Source organism: Vibrio sp. 10N.286.51.E5, assembly GCF_041469125.1.
GTDB lineage: Bacteria > Pseudomonadota > Gammaproteobacteria > Enterobacterales > Vibrionaceae > Vibrio > Vibrio crassostreae_C.
This window is the reverse complement of record NZ_JBFRJZ010000109.1, coordinates 1-17,318: the sequence shown is the minus strand read 5'-3', so window position 1 is coordinate 17,318 and position 17,318 is coordinate 1. Positions and strand designations below refer to the sequence as shown.

Sequence of the window (17,318 nt, the reverse complement as noted above, 5' to 3'; positions counted from 1 at the left end):
GCCTCCTCCTACTCGATTTTTAAATTTGGAGTCGTTGTTTTAACGGAACTTGTTTAATTCAAGCGGAAGCGGGCGATCATTTCACAGTTGGTCGCGGTATCGATCTTTTCCACCATAGAGGCAATTTTAGGGTTTGGGTGGCGTTTCATGAAATCGATCAGCGCTTTCTTACAGCAACCAATAGAATCGATAAAGCTTGAACATTGAGTATTAGGGCACTGAGGGATCAGTGTGAGTACCTTTTCAGAAGCCAGTTGAAGATACTTGAGCTCGTATTCAGTGTCGCCAGCCCAACGCCAGAATTGAGCAAGATTGTGGCAAGAAATCACCGAAATCAGTAACCGCTCATCGGCTTGAATATCGGTGCGTTCTGTAATTTCTTCACTTAAGTTCAAAGCCTGCTGATAATGAAGAATACTTCGTACAGGATCGTCGAGCTGCAATGCAGTATCGGCAAGTAACGTGTGTTTTTCCCATTCGCTAATCATTGTATTACCTCATTAATCAATAGGCGCTTAATTTAAATGATAATTATTATCATGTAAAGTTTCATCAATGAGATTGTTAAGAATAATTGGTGAAGCATATCGATTATGGGGAGAGTGATAAAAAAGAAGCGAGCATAGTGCTCGCTTCTTTTTTATTTCATCAGGCGTTCAAACTCAACTTCTCAAAGAGGTTAAGGAATTAACCTTCTAGACCTGCGCTTGCTTGTTTGTTCTGAATCAGCTCAATCATGTAGCCATCAGGATCTTTAACGAACGCAATGTGTGTAGAGCCGCCTTTAACCGGACCCGCTTCTCGCGTTACGTTGCCGCCAGCTGCTTTAATCGCATCACACGTTGTGTAGATGTCATCAACACCGATAGCAACGTGACCAAAAGCAGAGCCAAGATCGTATTCCGTGGTGCCCCAGTTGTAAGTCAGCTCAATCACTGCGCCTTGAGATTCGTCGCCAAAGCCAACGAAAGCCAGTGTGTATTCGTACTCTTTGTTTTCGTTCTTACGTAATAGCTGCATGCCCATTACATTGGTGTAGAACTCGATAGACTTGTCTAGATCACCCACGCGTAGCATGGTGTGTAAAATACGACCGTTTGACATGATTTGCTCCTAGCTTGTTATTGGTTGTTTCTTTTATAGCACTATATATGAGCAAGCTCATAAGCAACACCAAAGAGATGATGAGTTTGGTCATATTTTCTTATTCTCATCATCTATCTTACTCTCCCCCTCTGCCTTTTTTCTTATTTGTATTACAAGAAATTAAAGAGCGACGGCCTTATTAATTTGTCAGTCACTAGCGCTTAATTCGCAGTTTTGCATAAATAGTAAGTTTGAGTGTTGGTCTTTTTTGTAATGGCCAAGAATGGCCTTGGTTGTTGAATTGTGACTTATATCTCCATCTTGTTGCTGATTTCCTTTCGTTTTTACAATTGGCATCTAACTTTCCATTTTATCAATTTATGATTACGCCAATATCTCCCTGTTTATAGAAAGGTTATTCCGATGTTTTACTTCGTTATTAAGGAATTTTCGATAAAATAGGCCGATAACCAATGGTTTTTACGAAAGTGTAAAGGGTGTCTATTTTTTGTGCTTATCTTTTTTAAACAATAGTTTGGGCTTGTATTGTTTGTTTTATGTTTGATGTTTGATGTGGTTGTGTTTTCAAAGTAGTTGTCAAGTGTGTATCAAGTGTATCTTTTGCGATCTTTGCTAAATAGACAATCCTTACTATATAGTTTTTCAAGCGCACAAAATCGACTAAATATTCACTTTTGATTTGTGCGATTTTTCTATCACATAAGAATAAGTATTATTTTATTACATTAGCCTCGGCGTGAGGCATTGATGTGGAGTACTCAAATGACGAGTAAATGGTTTACACAACAAAGTTCAGATGTTTTAAACGAACTGAACGCAGATCAAACGACAGGTTTATCAACTTCTGAAGCGGATGCACGCTTAGATAAGCACGGCACTAACGAACTGACTGCACAAGAGTCAGCTTCTGCGTGGGAACTGTATATTCATCAATATAAAAACCCACTGATTTTTATTCTAGCTGTTGGTGCAATCGTTTCTTGGTCTACTGGCCACGCGATTGATGCTATTGCTATTGCAGTGATTATCCTTATCAATACTGGTATCGCGTTCTGGCAAGAATTTAAAGCTCAGAAAGGGATGGAAGCGCTAAAAGAAATGGCAGCTCCAGAAGCCGAAGTGATGCGCGATGGTAAATGGATCAGTGTTCCAGCTAAAACCCTCGTTCCTGGTGACATCATCAAAATTAATACTGGCGATATTCTGCCTGCTGATGTTCGTATTCTTGAGTCAAACCGTCTGACGGTAGATGAGGCTGCACTTACCGGTGAATCTGAGCCAGTGAACAAGCAGTCTGAACGCCTTGAAGATGAGACTCTTGGTCTTGGCGATCAGAAGAACATGGGCTTCATGACAACAATCGTGACTACGGGTACAGGCCTTGCTGTTGTAACAAGCACAGGTATGCAAACTGAAGTTGGTCACATCGCTGATATGATGAACCAAACGGAAGAGACGAAAACACCAATGCAAGAGCGTATGGACACTATCGCACTCGCATTATTGGTTGTTGCTCTTGTGGTTGTTGCTATTGTTTGTGCTATCGGTGTTTACCACGGAATGCCATGGTTAGAAATCCTAACAACAGGTATCTCTTTATCGGTTGCCGCTATTCCTGAAGGTTTACCAACAGTGGTGACTATCGTATTAACGATGGGCTCGACTAAGATGGTTAAGAATAATGCTTTGGCTAAACAGCTAGCAGCAATCGAAACGCTTGGTTCTACAACTGTTATCTGTTCAGATAAAACAGGTACGCTAACACAAAACCAAATGCAGGTAATGAAAGCGTACGATGTGTCTGGTCGCTATTGGGATGTATCAGGTAAAGGTTTTGCTCCAAAGGGTGAATTCATTACCAAAGGTCACAATGTCGAAGCGACAAACAGCCCTGCAATGATGAAAGGTCTTGTAGTTGCAACGCTTTGTAATGATGCTGAATATGTAAATGCTGATGGTAAATGGACGGTTCGTGGCAACCCGACAGAAGGCGCACTAATTGTTGCAGCGGCAAAAGCAGGTCTTAAACAAGATGAAATGCTATCAACGGGAGGCTACTCAATCGTTAAGAAGTTCCCGTTCGATTCTGGTCGTAAGATGGCTTCTGTTATCGTTCGTGACCCACAAGGTAAGCACTTCCTAGCATTGAAAGGCGCGCCAGATGTTGTTCTTGGTAAATCAACTAGCTTCATGGTTGACGGTGGTTTCGTACCAACGCTTGGCTGTGGAGTATCGGGCAACTTGGCTCTCGATACTGCACCGTCTCAAGATCTTCATTTAAACTTTGAAGAGGCAATTCAAACCTTTGGTGGTGATGCTCTGCGTACACTTGCCGTTGGTTTCCGTGAATTAAAAGAGGAAGAGCTAGAGTTAGATTTCCCTGAGCTTGAACAAGACGTCAGTATCCTGGGTATCTATGGCATCATGGATCCACCACGCCCAGAAGTGCGTGATGCAGTAAATAGCTGTTATAGCGCTGGTGTTCGTACGGTAATGATTACCGGTGATCACGCAGTTACGGCAGCAGCGATTGCTCGTGAAATCGGAATCATCCGTAGCGAAGATGATCTAGTGGTAACGGGTACTGAGCTTGATCAAATGGATGACGAGAAGCTGTTGTCTATCTGTTCTCAGGTTGCAGTATTTGCACGTGTTACTCCAGAGCACAAGCTGCGTATCGTAAAAGCGCAGCAAGAGAACAACGAAGTTGCCTCTATGACCGGTGACGGTGTGAACGATGCGCCAGCACTGCGTCGTGCAGACATTGGTGTTGCGATGGGTATTACAGGTACGTCTGTTGCGAAAGACTCAGGTGACCTTATCCTGTTGGATGATAACTTCAGTACTATCGTGAAGGCGGTACGTCAGGGTCGTCAAATTTTCGATAACTTACGTAAGTTTATCCGCCAAGCACTTACAGCGAATGTGGGTGAGGTTTCGGTAATCCTATTTGCATTCCTACTCATGGGACCAGATGTAGTACTTCCGCTAACTCCACTAATGATTTTATGGGTTAACCTCGTTTCTGATGGTCTACCAGCACTCGCACTCGGTGTTGAGCCAGAAGAGAAAGATCTCATGGAGCGTAAGCCAGGCAAACGTGACCAAGGCTTCTTCTCTAATGGTCTAGGCGCTCGTATCCTAACTCGTGGTCTCGCATTAGGTGGTCTAAGCTTTGTGACATTCTCTTACGCACTCGACGGTGGCTACAGTGCTCAATACGCACAAACCGTTGCGTTTTTAACACTGATCTTTGCTCAACTTTGGAGCTTGTTCGATGCACGTACGTTTACAACGATTTATCGTAAGAATCCGTTCACTAACCACTACCTACTTGGTGCGGTGGCAGTATCGGCTATCTTGTCTTTAAGCGTTGTTTACACAAGCTTCGGCCAGCTGGTATTCAGCACAGAAGCACTAGAGTTTGATCACTTAATATCGTTAATCTTCATTGCAGCAGTACCAACATTTGTTCTATCTGCTATCAAGGAAGTGACTAAAGTGAAGTTTATCTAAGACAGACTTCTTAGCTAAATAATTGAATCCCGCCCCAAAAGGCGGGATTTTTTATGCCAGTTATCTTGGGAACGTAGAATGAGAAATGAAAACTGATATAGAGGCGGCTTCTAGAGAGTCATAATAAAAAGCAGCGCTTTAAGCGCTGCCGTATTGATTAATCGTTGTGAACGGAAAGACTAATCTTCGGTCTTCTCTTTGAACTCACATAGGTCTTCAATGATACAACTGCCACAGCGTGGTTTACGTGCGACACAGGTGTAACGTCCATGAAGAATGAGCCAGTGGTGGACATCCAGTTTGAACTCTTTTGGAACCACTTTAAGTAGCTTGGCTTCGACATCGTCGACAGTTTTGCCCATAGCGAGCTTAGTGCGGTTTGATACACGGTAGATGTGAGTATCAACAGCAATGGTTGGCCAACCGAAAGCGGTGTTCAACACTACGTTGGCAGTCTTACGACCAACGCCAGGAAGGGCTTCTAATGCCGCACGATCTTCCGGCACTTCACCGTTGTGTAGGTCAAGCAGCATTCGACACGTTTTAATGGTGTTTTCTGCTTTTGAATTAAACAGGCCGATTGTCTTGATGTACTCTTTCAAGCCGTCAACACCTAGGTCGAAAATGGCTTGTGGAGTATTGGCCACTGGGTAAAGCTTATCCGTTGCTTTGTTGACACTGACATCGGTTGCCTGTGCTGATAAAAGTACCGCGATCAGCAACTCGAAAGGACTGTTCCAGTTAAGCTCAGTCTCAGGTTTTGGATTGTTTTCTCTTAAACGCTCAAGTATTTCTACTCGTTTTACATTGTTCATAGCGACATTACTTTCAAATAGTTAGGGCTTGAGTTCCGGAGTTGGTATTCAATAAACTCTCAATGCTCAGGCTTTATCATCGGTTACGCGCTCTTATGAGCGTCATTATTATGTGTACTTGGTCAATCAAATTACCTGCTGAGCGGTTGAGCTACTCAGCAGGGTTTAAGCTACTGTAACTTATTAAGCATTGGTAACGCGAGCGCGTTCAATGACTGGTTTTTCTTGTTTAGGCTGTCTAGATTTTGCTTGGTTGTCGATGATGTTTTTCAACGCAATCAAGAAACCAACACCAATAAAGGCACCTGGCGGAAGCAGGGCTAGCAAGAAACTGTTATCAAATTGGAATATCTGTATTCGTAACACAGAAGCCCAATCACCAAGAAGCAGGTCTGCACCATCAAACAGAGTGCCGTTACCAATAACCTCACGCATTGCACCCAGTACAACCAGTACCGATGTCATGCCAAGACCCATCCAGAAACCATCTTGAGCAGCAGGTAGCACTTCGTTTTTAGACGCGAAGGCTTCAGCTCGGCCAATGATGATACAGTTGGTTACAATCAGTGGGATGAAGATACCCAAAGACAGGTAAAGGCCATACGCGTAAGCATTCATCAGAAGCTGAACACAGGTTACCAGTGATGCAATGATCATTACGAAGACTGGAATACGCACTTCTTTTGGCACGTGGTTACGAACTAGAGAAACAGCAACGTTCGAACCGACCAATACAAGCAGAGTCGCAATACCCAGTCCAAGTGCGTTGGTCACCGTTGAAGACACAGCCAACAGAGGACATAAGCCAAGAAGTTGAACTAGGGCAGGGTTGTTAGCCCACATGCCATTTTTGATTAGTGTTTTATGGTCACTCATTATTCACCACCACAATTTAGAGGTTGAGCAAGCAATGCTTGGTTGTTTTGGTTAACGTACTGAACCGCTTGTTTAACTGACTTCACAACCGCTCTTGGAGTGATAGTCGCGCCAGTAAATTGGTCGAAGTCACCACCGTCTTTACGAACCTTCCAACGGTCTAGATTAGAATCCGTCACTTGCTTACCTGCAAACGAAAGAATCCAATCACTCACACGCAGATCAATCTTATCACCCAAGCCCGGAGTTTCTTGGTGAGAAAGCACGCGAGTACCTAAAATAGTACCGTCAGTTTTCATCCCAACAATGACTTTAATCGCGCCATTGTAGCCGTCTGGTGCAATCGCTTCGATCGCAATCGCGCTTGGCTCACCATTAAGTTTGGCGATGTAAGCTGGCATCGCTTGCTCAGTACCAAGCTCTTCTGCTTGAACCAAAGTACAAGACGAAAACAGCTCGTTGTCGTGCTGATCGTGTGGGATCACTTGGTTAAGAACAGACAGTAACTGAGCCTGTTCTTGTTGTTTGATCTGATCTTTGGTCAGGTAGTGAGTTACCGCGACCAAACCCGTCGAAGCACACGCAAAAATCGCGAGTACAAGGCCGTTTTTCTTAATTGCATTTAGCATGGTATCCGCTCCCTTAGTGACCGTATGTGCGAGGTTTGGTGTAGTAGTCAATCAGTGGAACACACATGTTGGCTAACAATACAGCAAACGCCACGCCATCAGGGAAACCACCCCAACTGCGGATGATAAAGACTAAACCGCCGATCAGAGCGCCAAACACTAAGCGACCTTTGACTGTCGTGGATGCTGAAACTGGGTCGGTTGCAATAAAGAATGCACCAAGCATAGTCGCGCCAGACAGAAGGTGAATGGTTGGAGAAGCGGTTTCACCAGGAGTGAGCACTAAGAACACTAAGCTAAACAGAGTAAGACTGCCGATGAAAGCCACAGGGATATACCATTGAATAACACGTTGCTTAATCAGCACTAAACCGCCGATTAGGTAAGCAAGGTTTACCCACTCCCAGCCTACGCCAGCTAACCAACTAAATTGAGGTTGAGATAGTGCTTCTGAGGCAGTATTGCCTGCCGTTAATGCCGTTTTGAATGCATCAAGCGGCGTCGCCATTGTGGTGCCATCAATGCCAAGGCGTGCTTGTTGCAGAGACAAACCTTCGTTATTGAAGCCAGTAAAGATCATCAAGAATGAGTCAATAAAGCTTGTTGCTTCTGCTGTCAGGCTCGCGGGAGCATTCCAACTGGTCATTTGAACTGGGAATGAAATCAGCAAAACAACGTAAGCGACCATCGCAGGGTTAAATGGGTTCTGCCCTAGGCCGCCGTATAAGTGTTTCGCGATAATAATAGCGAAGAACATACCAATGACGAGGATCCACCACGGAGAGTGTGGGGGAATCGCGACACTCAGTAGCCAAGCGGTTACAACAGCACTGTAATCACGCAGTGCCATTACTGGCGGGCGTTTTCTCAATAGCATGACGGCTGCTTCAAAGGTAACAGCAAGTGCAATAGCAAATACTAACTGGATGAGGGTACCCCATCCAAAGAAGTAGGTTTGAGCTAGTAGACCTGGCAATGCACAAATAGCCACCCATTTCATTAGATCTGGGGTGCTTCTACGGCTATGCGCGTGCGGTGAGCTGGCGATAAAGAAGGCCACTACTCTTTCTCCTCATTGTTCTTTTTATCTAGCTCTTGCTGTGCTTTTCTTGCTTTAGCACGAGCAATAGCGGCAGCAACGGCTGCTTTTTTAGGGTCGACGGGTTCTGATTGAGTTTCAGCCTTTACTTCAACTGCAGGTTCAACCACAGATTCAGGCGTTTCTGCTGATTCTTCCTGTTTCGCTTGTTGTGCCTTTCTTGCTTTAGCGCGAGCAATCGCGGCGGCAACTGCAGCTTTCTTAGGATCGACTGACTCTTGTTGAGTTTCAGCTTCAACTTCAATCACTGGCTCAGGCGTTTCTGCCGTTTCGTCTTGCTTAGCTTGTTGAGCTTTCTTGGCTTTAGCGCGAGCGATGGCTGCAGCAACAGCGGCTTTCTTAGGGTCGCCAGAGCTTTCAGCCGGAGCTTCACTTTCGGTTTGAACAGCTGATTCCGCTTGTTGAGCTTTCTTCGCTTTAGCGCGAGCAATAGCCGCAGCAACTGCATCTTTCTTGGCATCGTCAGTACTTTCAGTCGGAGCATCAGAAGCTGATTCTGCTTGTTGAGCCTTCTTGGCTTTAGCGCGAGCTATAGCCGCAGCAACTGCATCTTTCTTAGCATCACCTGATTTTTCAGCTGGAGCTTCAGAAACTGACTCTGTTTGTTGTGCTTTTTTCGCTTTAGCGCGAGCGATAGCTGCAGCAACGGCGTCTTTTTTAGCATCACCAGTACTTTTAGCCGGAGCCTCGGAAGCTGAACCTGCTTGTTGTGCTTTCTTGGCTTTAGTGCGAGCTATTGCTGCAGCGACTGCATCTTTCTTAGCGTCACCTGATTTTTCAGCCGGAGCGTCAGAAGCCGATTCCGCTTGTTGAGCTTTCTTCGCTTTAGCGCGAGCGATGGCTGCAGCGACAGCATCTTTCTTAGCATCGCCAGAGCTTTCAACAGGAGCATCCGAAGCAGATTCCGCTTGCTGTGCTTTCTTCGCTTTAGCGCGAGCAATCGCAGCAGCAACGGCGTCTTTCTTCGTATCGCCTGAGCTTTCTGCAGGAGTATCGGCTGCTGCTTGTTGTGCTTTGCGCTCTCTCGCTTGACGCTTGCGCTCTTCACGCAGTTTAGACATTTCAGAGTTGTCTGGTTCAGCGCCTTCCGCTTTTTGAGCTGCAGCTTGTTTCGCTTTTGCCTTCGCAATAGCGGCAGCAACCGCAGGTTTCACTGCTGGTTCTTCATTCGGAGCCTGATCCGCAGCGGCTTTTTGTGCTTTAACACGAGCAATCGCAGCAGCAATAGCATCATCACCGCCGGATGTTTTCATATCTTTACGGCGGTTATCTGCGGCTTTTTTAAAGCGGTTTTCACGTTCGGCTTTATCACGCTCCATACGAGCGTTCTTCTCTTCAAAACGAATCTTGGCGCGTTCTGCAGCAGCGGCTTCATCTTTTCGAGTTTTGATTTCAGCTTTTGCTTGGCGATAGTACTGAACAAGAGGGATTTCGCTTGGGCAGACAAATGCACATGCACCACATTCAATACAGTCTTTAATATTTAGCTCTTCACACTTATCCAACTCGTTGGCTTTGGCGTGCCATTGCAGTTGTTGAGGAAGTAGAGACGCAGGGCAAGCTTCAGCACATGCGCTGCAACGGATACATTCCATCTCGTAAGTGCTTGGTGAGATCTCACGACGCGTTGGCGCCAAAATACAGTTCGACGTTTTGGTGATTGGCACATTGGCATGCGGCAAGGTAAAGCCCATCATCGGGCCGCCCAAAATTAAACGCGGCAGTTTTTTATCTGCTTTGTAGCCAAACTCTTCAAGTAACTCATGTACTGGTGTGCCTAATAGCGCCCAAACGTTACGAGGTTGCTTAAAGGTTTTACCGGTTAATGTCACAACGCGGTTAACCACAGGTTCGCCGTCAATTACCGCTCGCTTAATCGAGTAAAGAGAGCCGACGTTCTGAACCAAAACACCAATGTCTGCAGGAATGCCGCCAGCTGGAACCTCTTTGTTGGTGAGGATCTTGATAAGTTGCTTCTCACCACCAGAAGGGTATTTGGTTGGGATAACGCGAATGACGATATCTTTGTCTTTCGCTGCAATCTCAAGTGCTTTTATCGCATCTGGTTTGTTGTCTTCAATGCCGATAACCGTCAGCTTTGGTTGAAGAATGTGTTCAACCACTTCGATGCCTTTTAATACTTCGTCGGCATGTTCTTGAAGCAACTTGTCATCAGAGGTGATGTAAGGTTCACATTCCGCAGCGTTGACGATCAAAATGTCGGTACGACCTAAGCCTGATTGAAGCTTCTTAGCCGTAGGGAAACCTGCGCCGCCCATGCCTGAAATACCAGCTTGGCGAATCACATCAAGCAGTTCGTCAGAAGTCTTTGTCGAAAAATCTTCAACTGGATTTTTTTCAATCCAAGTGTCTAGGCCATCAGGTTTAATAACCACGCATATTTCGCTCAAGCCTGAAGGGTGAGCGGTAGTTCGCGGTTCGATAGCGGTAATCACACCCGATGTTGGTGCGTGTACTGGCAAAGTAAAACCTGTGTCTAAGGCCGTAAGTTGCTGACCTTTTAACACAGTGTCGCCAGCAGCAACCAATAGGTTCCCCGGCTTACCGATGTGCTGTTTCACAGGAAGAACGATTTCTTCTGGAAGCCTTGCATGGACGATATCAGTAGTATTCGACTGTTTCTTGTTTTCAGCAGGGTGCACGCCACCAGGGAAGTTCCAAATAGAGCCCGTGCGAATTTGTTCAATTAAAGAGATCATACTAACCCTATGCTTTAGGCTCTGACGCAGTCGCATCAGTCGCTTGGTTAGTGATATCAGTAAAAGGGATGATGTTCATCTGCCATTTCCAATTTTCAGTCGTTGTTGCCACTGGAATCATTTCAATACAGTCAGTAGGGCACGGTGCGACACATAGATCACAACCTGTACATTCATCTTTAATTACTGTGTGCAGTGCCTTGGTGCCACCAACAATGGCGTCAACAGGGCAGGCTTGAATACACTTGGTACAGCCGATACACATATCTTCGTGAATGAAGGCAACGGTTTTTACTTTGTTATATAAGTCATGAGCGGAGTCTTCAACTTCTACGCCCATTAAATCTGCTAGCTTCTCAATGGTTGCTTGGCCGCCCGGAGGACATTTGTTGATCTTGTCTCCGTTAGCGATCGCCTCTGCGTATGGGCGACAGCCAGGGTAGCCACACTGGCCACATTGAGTTTGCGGTAAAATGGTGTCGATTTGATCGACGATAGGATCAGCTTCAACTTTAAAACGGATAGAAGCAAAGCCCAAAATAGCGCCAAAAACAGCGGCTAAAACGGCTAGCGCAATGATCGCAATTAAAATGGTACTCATGTTTATTTCACCAACCCAGTAAAGCCCATGAATGCCAGAGACATTAGGCCTGCTGTGATCATCGCAATCGATGCGCCTTTGAATGGCATTGGAACATCAGCAACCGCAATACGTTCACGCATTGCAGCAAATAAGATCAATACAAGAGAGAAACCCACCGCTGCGCCGAAACCATAGATGATCGACTGAATGAAGTTGTGGTTTTCATTGATGTTCAGAAGTGCCACACCTAATACCGCACAGTTGGTGGTGATAAGAGGCAGAAAGATACCCAGCAGGCGATAAAGAGTCGGGCTGGTTTTGTGAACGACCATTTCCGTAAATTGAACAACCACCGCGATAACCAAGATGAAACTCATGGTACGCAGGTATTCAATACCCAGAGGGGTAAGGATGTAGGTTTCTACTAGGTATGCAGAGACCGACGCTAACGTTAGAACGAAAGTCGTCGCGAGGCCCATGCCAATCGCAGTCTCCAGTTTCTTGGAGACTCCCATAAATGGACATAGTCCTAAAAACTTCACTAGCACAAAGTTATTGACCAGCACTGTGCCAACCAACAACAAAAGGTATTCGGTCATAATGGATTAATTCTTGAGATTCCGATCCCGATATTATCCTGCTTTGCTCACCTAATAACAACCAAGGATCACTAGGGATTTAGACACTTGGTGAAAAAAACATCAGGTAATCGATTGATTATTAAAGTTACCGTAAGTATAGACGGCCAATTTTTACTTCGTGAGACAAGTTTGTAGGAGTAGTTGAATTGGATCTTTCATAAGATCATTCTTGAATTGAACTCGATTTGCTTCCTACGAATAGGGTCATATTTGTGGCTTTTTGTGCTCAGAACTATCAAAAAGAGGAGTGAAAGAGGCGAGTAAAATACGAGCCCAAAGCACTAAAACGCAAAAAGCCGCATCGAGTGATGCGGCTTCTTTAAATTTGGCCCCCTTGTCGAGACTTGAACGCGGGCGGCTAGGTTTGTGACATTAACTTGGAACAAGTTAGTCGCAGTTATATACGAAAAAAGCCCAATCTTTCGATTGAGCTTTTTTCTGAATTTGGCTCCCCTTGCAAGACTTGAACTTGCGACATACGGATTAACAGTCCGCCGTTCTACCAACTGAACTAAAGGGGAATTGCTTGTTAGCGACGCGAATTCTAATAATTGTCCGGATTTCTGTCAATAAAAAATATCAGAAAAAAGTAAGATAAAAAACTTTACTTTCTTGAACGCCTTATAGGATTTAGCCTTGCTTTAGTTATCCACCAAAATTGTGGATAAGTGTGTGTGTGAAACTTTAACAACAATAATCGGGATAAATCGAAAAATGTAAAAACCTTATCTAACGTAATGTATTTAAAATATTTATAGCAAAATGTCGCAATTGTATAACTTTTGTAGATTATAAAACGAACAGTAAAACAAGCGGTATTTTTAGGTTTTTTGGGGAAAAGTAGTGGATTAAAATTCGAGTAATTTAGCTGGGGAAACTTTGCAGGGCACGGATAATACCAAGTTCTAAAAATAAAAGCTATAACTGATCTCTGATCTTAAGATGCATTTCTCTAGATAATTGTTGCAACGACACTCCTCCTAGAGTGACAATGACCTGATTAAAAAAACAGTATGGAAATGGCGACCTATGAGTAAACTCTTTGACTTGGTATCGGACTACAGCCCGTCCGGTGATCAGCCGACAGCGATAACCAAATTACTAGACGGATTAGATTCTGGTTTGGCACATCAAACTCTACTAGGGGTAACGGGCTCAGGTAAAACCTTTACCCTTGCCAACGTCATTTCCCAATCTCAAAGACCTGCGATTCTGTTAGCGCCTAACAAGACATTGGCGGCTCAACTTTACGGTGAGATGAAATCTTTCTTTCCAAACAATGCCGTTGAGTATTTCGTTTCTTACTACGATTACTACCAACCTGAAGCCTACGTTCCAACCACGGACACGTTCATCGAGAAAGATGCGTCTGTGAACGCTCATATCGAACAAATGAGGCTTTCGGCAACCAAAGCCTTATTAGAACGAAAAGACGCCATCATTGTGGCTTCTGTGTCGGCTATCTACGGTCTGGGTGATCCTAAGTCTTATTTGAAGATGATGCTTCATTTGAGTCGTGGCGAGGTGATGGATCAGCGAGACATCCTGCGTCGATTGGCTGAGTTGCAATATTCAAGAAACGATGTCGCCTTTGAACGTGGTCAGTTCCGTGTTCGTGGTGAGGTGATTGATATCTTTCCGGCTGAATCTGACCAAGATGCGGTTCGAATTGAGATGTTCGATGACGAAGTGGACTGCATTAGTATTTTTGATCCTCTGACTGGTGCGGTGAAACAAAGAGACTTGCCGCGCTTTACGGTTTATCCAAAAACTCACTATGTAACGCCAAGAGAAAAAATCCTTGAGGCGATTGAGAACATCAAGGACGAACTGCGCGATCGTGCTCAATACTTAAAAGACAACAATAAGCTTTTGGAAGAGCAGCGTATCTCTCAAAGAACTCAGTTTGATATTGAGATGATGACTGAGCTTGGCTTCTGTTCCGGTATCGAAAACTATTCACGATACTTGAGCGGCCGTGCGGAAGGGGAAGCGCCGCCAACGTTATTTGACTACCTGCCTGATGATGGTTTGCTGATCATCGATGAGTCACACGTGACTGTGCCGCAAATTGGTGCGATGTATAAAGGTGACCGTTCTCGTAAAGAAACCTTGGTCGAGTTTGGTTTTAGACTGCCTTCTGCATTGGATAACCGTCCAATGAAGTTTGAAGAATTTGAGTCTATAGCCCCACAAACGATTTTTGTGTCGGCAACACCAGGTAATTACGAGATTGAAAAATCAGATGGCGAGATTGCTGATCAAGTGGTACGTCCTACTGGTCTGTTAGACCCAATCATCGAAGTAAGACCTGTCGCGACGCAGGTGGATGACTTGCTGTCTGAAATCAGAATCCGTTCAGTGAAAGAAGAGCGTGTTTTGGTTACCACGTTGACCAAGAGAATGGCAGAAGACTTAACCGAATACCTAAGTGAGCACGGCGTTAAAGTGCGTTACTTGCACTCGGATATCGATACCGTTGAGCGTGTAGAGATCATCCGAGACCTACGTTTGGGCAAGTTCGATGTGTTAGTGGGCATTAACTTACTTCGTGAAGGTTTGGATATGCCTGAAGTGTCGCTGGTGGCGATTCTTGATGCAGATAAAGAGGGCTTCTTGCGTTCTGAGCGTTCTCTGATTCAAACCATTGGTCGTGCTGCTCGTAACTTGGAAGGTCGAGCAATCCTTTATGGTGATTCGATTACTAAGTCGATGAGAAAAGCGATTGATGAAACCGATCGTCGTCGCGAGAAACAGCAAGCCTACAACGAAGAGCAAGGCATCACTCCGCAAGCGTTGAAACGCAATATCAAAGACATTATGGAACTGGGTGATCTAACCAAGTCGAAGCAGCAGCGCCAATCGAAACAAGTTCCACTATCTAAGGTGGCAGAGCCTTCTGAAAGTTATGCAGTACTTACGCCGCAACAGCTTGATAAAGAGATCAGCAAGCTAGAATCTGCGATGTATCAGCATGCTCAGAATCTGGAATTTGAATTGGCCGCACAGAAGCGTGATGAAATTGATCAGTTAAGAAAGCAGTTTATTACCAACAGCTAATCTCACTTTTCGCTCGAGAATTGATCCCCCTCAACACAAGAATTGAGAGTGTTTCAGACAAAAAACAGCCAGTAGTAAATGTTCTACTGGCTTACGTTTGTGAACAATCGGTCCACTAACAACGTCAGTTGGCTAGGTGACCCGAAGGTCATTTATACCGTTGCATCGTTCGTGCCAGATAGATAAAACATTGATTGTTTGAAGCAAGTAAAAAAACACACTACAAATACTGTGGCTAATTTGCATAATGCAAAGCGGAATGCGACTATAATAAGAAATGCAAATTATAAATGGCTAGGATATGCAATCAAAAACGCTAGATAACAAATCGAAGTATTTGTTGATGGTAGAGGATACCGCTTCGGTAGCAGCTTTATATCGCTCGTATCTTACACCGCTCGAAATTGATATCAACATTGTCGGCACTGGCCGCGATGCAATCGAGAGTTTGAATCATCGAATCCCAGACCTTATTTTATTAGATCTACGTCTGCCTGATATGACGGGTATGGACGTACTATTTGCTGTAAAACAAAAATACCCTGAAGTTCCAGTTATCTTCATGACGGCTCACGGCTCTATCGATACCGCTGTAGAAGCGATGCGTCATGGCTCTCAAGATTTCCTTATCAAACCGTGTGAAGCCGACCGACTCCGTATTACGGTGAATAATGCGATCCGCAAAGCCACCAAACTTAAAAATAGCTCGGAACACCCGGGAAACCAGAACTACCAAGGTTTTATCGGCAGCAGCCAAACCATGCAGCAGGTTTACCGAACTATCGATTCTGCTGCATCGAGTAAGGCGAGCATTTTCATTACTGGTGAAAGTGGTACCGGTAAAGAGGTATGTGCAGAAGCCATTCATGCGGCGAGTAAGCGTGGCGATAAGCCGTTCATCGCGATTAACTGTGCCGCTATCCCTAAAGACCTGATTGAAAGTGAGCTGTTTGGCCACGTTAAAGGTGCCTTTACCGGTGCTGCGACCGATCGCCAAGGTGCTGCTGAGCTTGCTGATGGTGGAACACTGTTCCTTGATGAACTGTGCGAAATGGACTTAGAGCTGCAAACCAAGCTGCTGCGCTTTATCCAAACCGGTACTTTCCAAAAAGTCGGCTCTTCGAAGATGAAGAGTGTCGACGTTCGTTTTGTGTGTGCGACCAACCGTGACCCTTGGAAAGAAGTACAAGAAGGTCGCTTTAGAGAAGATTTATACTATCGTTTATACGTGATTCCATTGCACTTGCCGCCATTGCGTGAGCGTGGTGAAGATGTCATCGAGATCGCGTATTCTCTGCTAGGCTATATGTCGGTCGAGGAGGGGAAGGCGTTTGTACGTTTTGCTCAGGAAGTACTTGATCGCTTTAATCAATATGAGTGGCCGGGTAACGTTCGTCAGCTACAAAACGTGTTGCGGAACGTGGTGGTTTTGAATAACGGCAAAGAGATTACTCTCAACATGCTTCCACCACCGTTGAACCAACCGATTGAAAACAGTCTGCGATTGAAAGAGAAGCAGAATGAAGACATCACGGTAAAAGATATTTTCCCATTGTGGATCACTGAGAAAACGGCTATCGAGCAGGCCATTAAAGCGTGTGATGGCAACATCCCTCGTGCGGCAGGTTTCTTAGATGTCAGTCCATCGACGATATACCGTAAGTTGCAAACGTGGAATGCGAAGCAGTAATCAACAAACAATAAGAAAATAATAATGACGAAAGTATTAAATCAGCAAAAAGTTGATGAGCTTGCCGGCGAAATAGGCCAAGAGAATGTCCCGGTTTTACTGGAAATCTTTTTAGGTGAGTTGAAAGGCTACTACGAACACCTAGAGATAAATAAAGAGTCGGATACCTCTAAGTACTTGGCTGATATCAGTCATGCGCTTAAGAGCAGCGCAGCAAGCTTTGGTGCGGATTCTTTGTGTAGTTTTGCGATTAGCTTAGACGCAAAAGTGAAGCAAGCGTTGCCTGTAACCGAGATTGATTTTCAAGATATGCAAGACCTCCTGTTATCGACGTACACTGAATATCAGCAGTTGATGACGGACCTTTAAAACAGCGAGTTATTACTGAGATTAAAAAAGGAGCAGCATGCTCCTTTTTTGTTGTTGTGCGCCGAGCATGGCGTTGATCTAGGAGGTGAAAGTCCTCTACGGGCTCAGTCGAGCGAGAACCGTTAGCCTATGCAAGGGTGTTCACCGTGAGGTGAAATCTGAAGGAAGCAAATGGCAAAACTTGGTTGTGACGAACAGAAATCTGATAGTAGG

General features: G+C 44.8%; 13 protein-coding genes and 1 tRNA gene. 4 read left to right on the top strand and 10 right to left on the bottom strand.

Annotated elements, in window-relative coordinates; all coding sequences use genetic code 11:
• Nucleotides 1-53 precede the first annotated feature (53 nt).
• Nucleotides 54-488: a DUF2753 domain-containing protein gene (locus AB4161_RS22605; protein ID WP_004734047.1), complete on the bottom strand. Its 435-nt coding sequence runs from the start codon at nucleotides 486-488 to the stop codon at nucleotides 54-56.
• Between the two features lie 199 nt (nucleotides 489-687).
• Nucleotides 688-1,104 (bottom strand): lactoylglutathione lyase, encoded by a 417-nt coding sequence (gene gloA / locus AB4161_RS22600; protein ID WP_004734046.1) that lies wholly within the window; start codon nucleotides 1,102-1,104, stop codon nucleotides 688-690.
• Between the two features lie 765 nt (nucleotides 1,105-1,869).
• On the opposite strand from gloA, the gene AB4161_RS22595 reads away from it, so the two are divergent.
• Nucleotides 1,870-4,623 carry a cation-translocating P-type ATPase gene (locus tag AB4161_RS22595; protein ID WP_372084369.1) on the top strand — a complete coding sequence of 918 codons (2,754 nt, stop codon included), beginning with the start codon at nucleotides 1,870-1,872 and terminating at the stop codon, nucleotides 4,621-4,623.
• 179 nt (nucleotides 4,624-4,802) lie between these two features.
• Here the strand turns inward: AB4161_RS22595 and nth are convergent, their stop codons facing one another.
• The 8 genes from nth to AB4161_RS22555 form a co-directional block, all read right to left on the bottom strand.
• On the bottom strand, nucleotides 4,803-5,438 hold the full coding sequence (nth, locus tag AB4161_RS22590) for an endonuclease III (RefSeq protein ID WP_176680197.1): 636 nt from the start codon (nucleotides 5,436-5,438) through the stop codon (nucleotides 4,803-4,805).
• A 183-nt stretch (nucleotides 5,439-5,621) separates the two neighbouring features.
• Nucleotides 5,622-6,314: an electron transport complex subunit E gene (locus tag AB4161_RS22585; RefSeq protein WP_076656929.1), complete on the bottom strand. Its 693-nt coding sequence runs from the start codon at nucleotides 6,312-6,314 to the stop codon at nucleotides 5,622-5,624.
• Nucleotides 6,314-6,943, bottom strand: a complete 630-nt coding sequence (gene rsxG, locus AB4161_RS22580) for an electron transport complex subunit RsxG (protein WP_017061171.1) — start codon at nucleotides 6,941-6,943, stop codon at nucleotides 6,314-6,316. The genes AB4161_RS22585 and rsxG overlap by 1 nt, the downstream gene beginning before the upstream one ends.
• Nucleotides 6,944-6,956: 13 nt before the next feature.
• A complete protein-coding gene (rsxD, locus tag AB4161_RS22575) occupies nucleotides 6,957-8,003 on the bottom strand; it encodes an electron transport complex subunit RsxD (RefSeq protein WP_017063459.1) in 1,047 nt (348 codons plus the stop codon).
• Nucleotides 8,003-10,762: an electron transport complex subunit RsxC gene (rsxC, locus tag AB4161_RS22570; protein ID WP_372084367.1), complete on the bottom strand. Its 2,760-nt coding sequence runs from the start codon at nucleotides 10,760-10,762 to the stop codon at nucleotides 8,003-8,005. The genes rsxD and rsxC overlap by 1 nt, the downstream gene beginning before the upstream one ends.
• A 7-nt stretch (nucleotides 10,763-10,769) precedes the next feature.
• On the bottom strand, nucleotides 10,770-11,363 hold the full coding sequence (gene rsxB / locus AB4161_RS22565; RefSeq protein ID WP_372084365.1) for an electron transport complex subunit RsxB: 594 nt from the start codon (nucleotides 11,361-11,363) through the stop codon (nucleotides 10,770-10,772).
• A 2-nt stretch (nucleotides 11,364-11,365) separates the two neighbouring features.
• A complete protein-coding gene (rsxA, locus tag AB4161_RS22560; RefSeq protein WP_004734039.1) occupies nucleotides 11,366-11,944 on the bottom strand; it encodes an electron transport complex subunit RsxA in 579 nt (192 codons plus the stop codon).
• A 487-nt stretch (nucleotides 11,945-12,431) separates the two neighbouring features.
• Nucleotides 12,432-12,507, bottom strand: a tRNA-Asn gene (locus AB4161_RS22555).
• 508 nt (nucleotides 12,508-13,015) lie between these two features.
• On the opposite strand from AB4161_RS22555, the gene uvrB reads away from it, so the two are divergent.
• The 3 genes from uvrB (at nucleotide 13,016) to luxU (ending at nucleotide 17,105) form a co-directional block, all read left to right on the top strand.
• Nucleotides 13,016-15,046: an excinuclease ABC subunit UvrB gene (gene uvrB, locus AB4161_RS22550; RefSeq protein ID WP_017066592.1), complete on the top strand. Its 2,031-nt coding sequence runs from the start codon at nucleotides 13,016-13,018 to the stop codon at nucleotides 15,044-15,046.
• Nucleotides 15,047-15,347: 301 nt separating this feature from the next.
• The gene (gene luxO / locus AB4161_RS22545; protein WP_004734031.1) at nucleotides 15,348-16,736 is read left to right on the top strand and encodes a quorum-sensing sigma-54 dependent transcriptional regulator LuxO; all 1,389 of its coding nucleotides are present in this window, start codon (nucleotides 15,348-15,350) and stop codon (nucleotides 16,734-16,736) included.
• Nucleotides 16,737-16,760: 24 nt separating this feature from the next.
• Nucleotides 16,761-17,105, top strand: coding sequence for a quorum-sensing phosphorelay protein LuxU (gene luxU / locus AB4161_RS22540; RefSeq protein ID WP_017062179.1), 345 nt, complete (start codon nucleotides 16,761-16,763; stop codon nucleotides 17,103-17,105).
• Nucleotides 17,106-17,318: the final 213 nt, after the last annotated feature.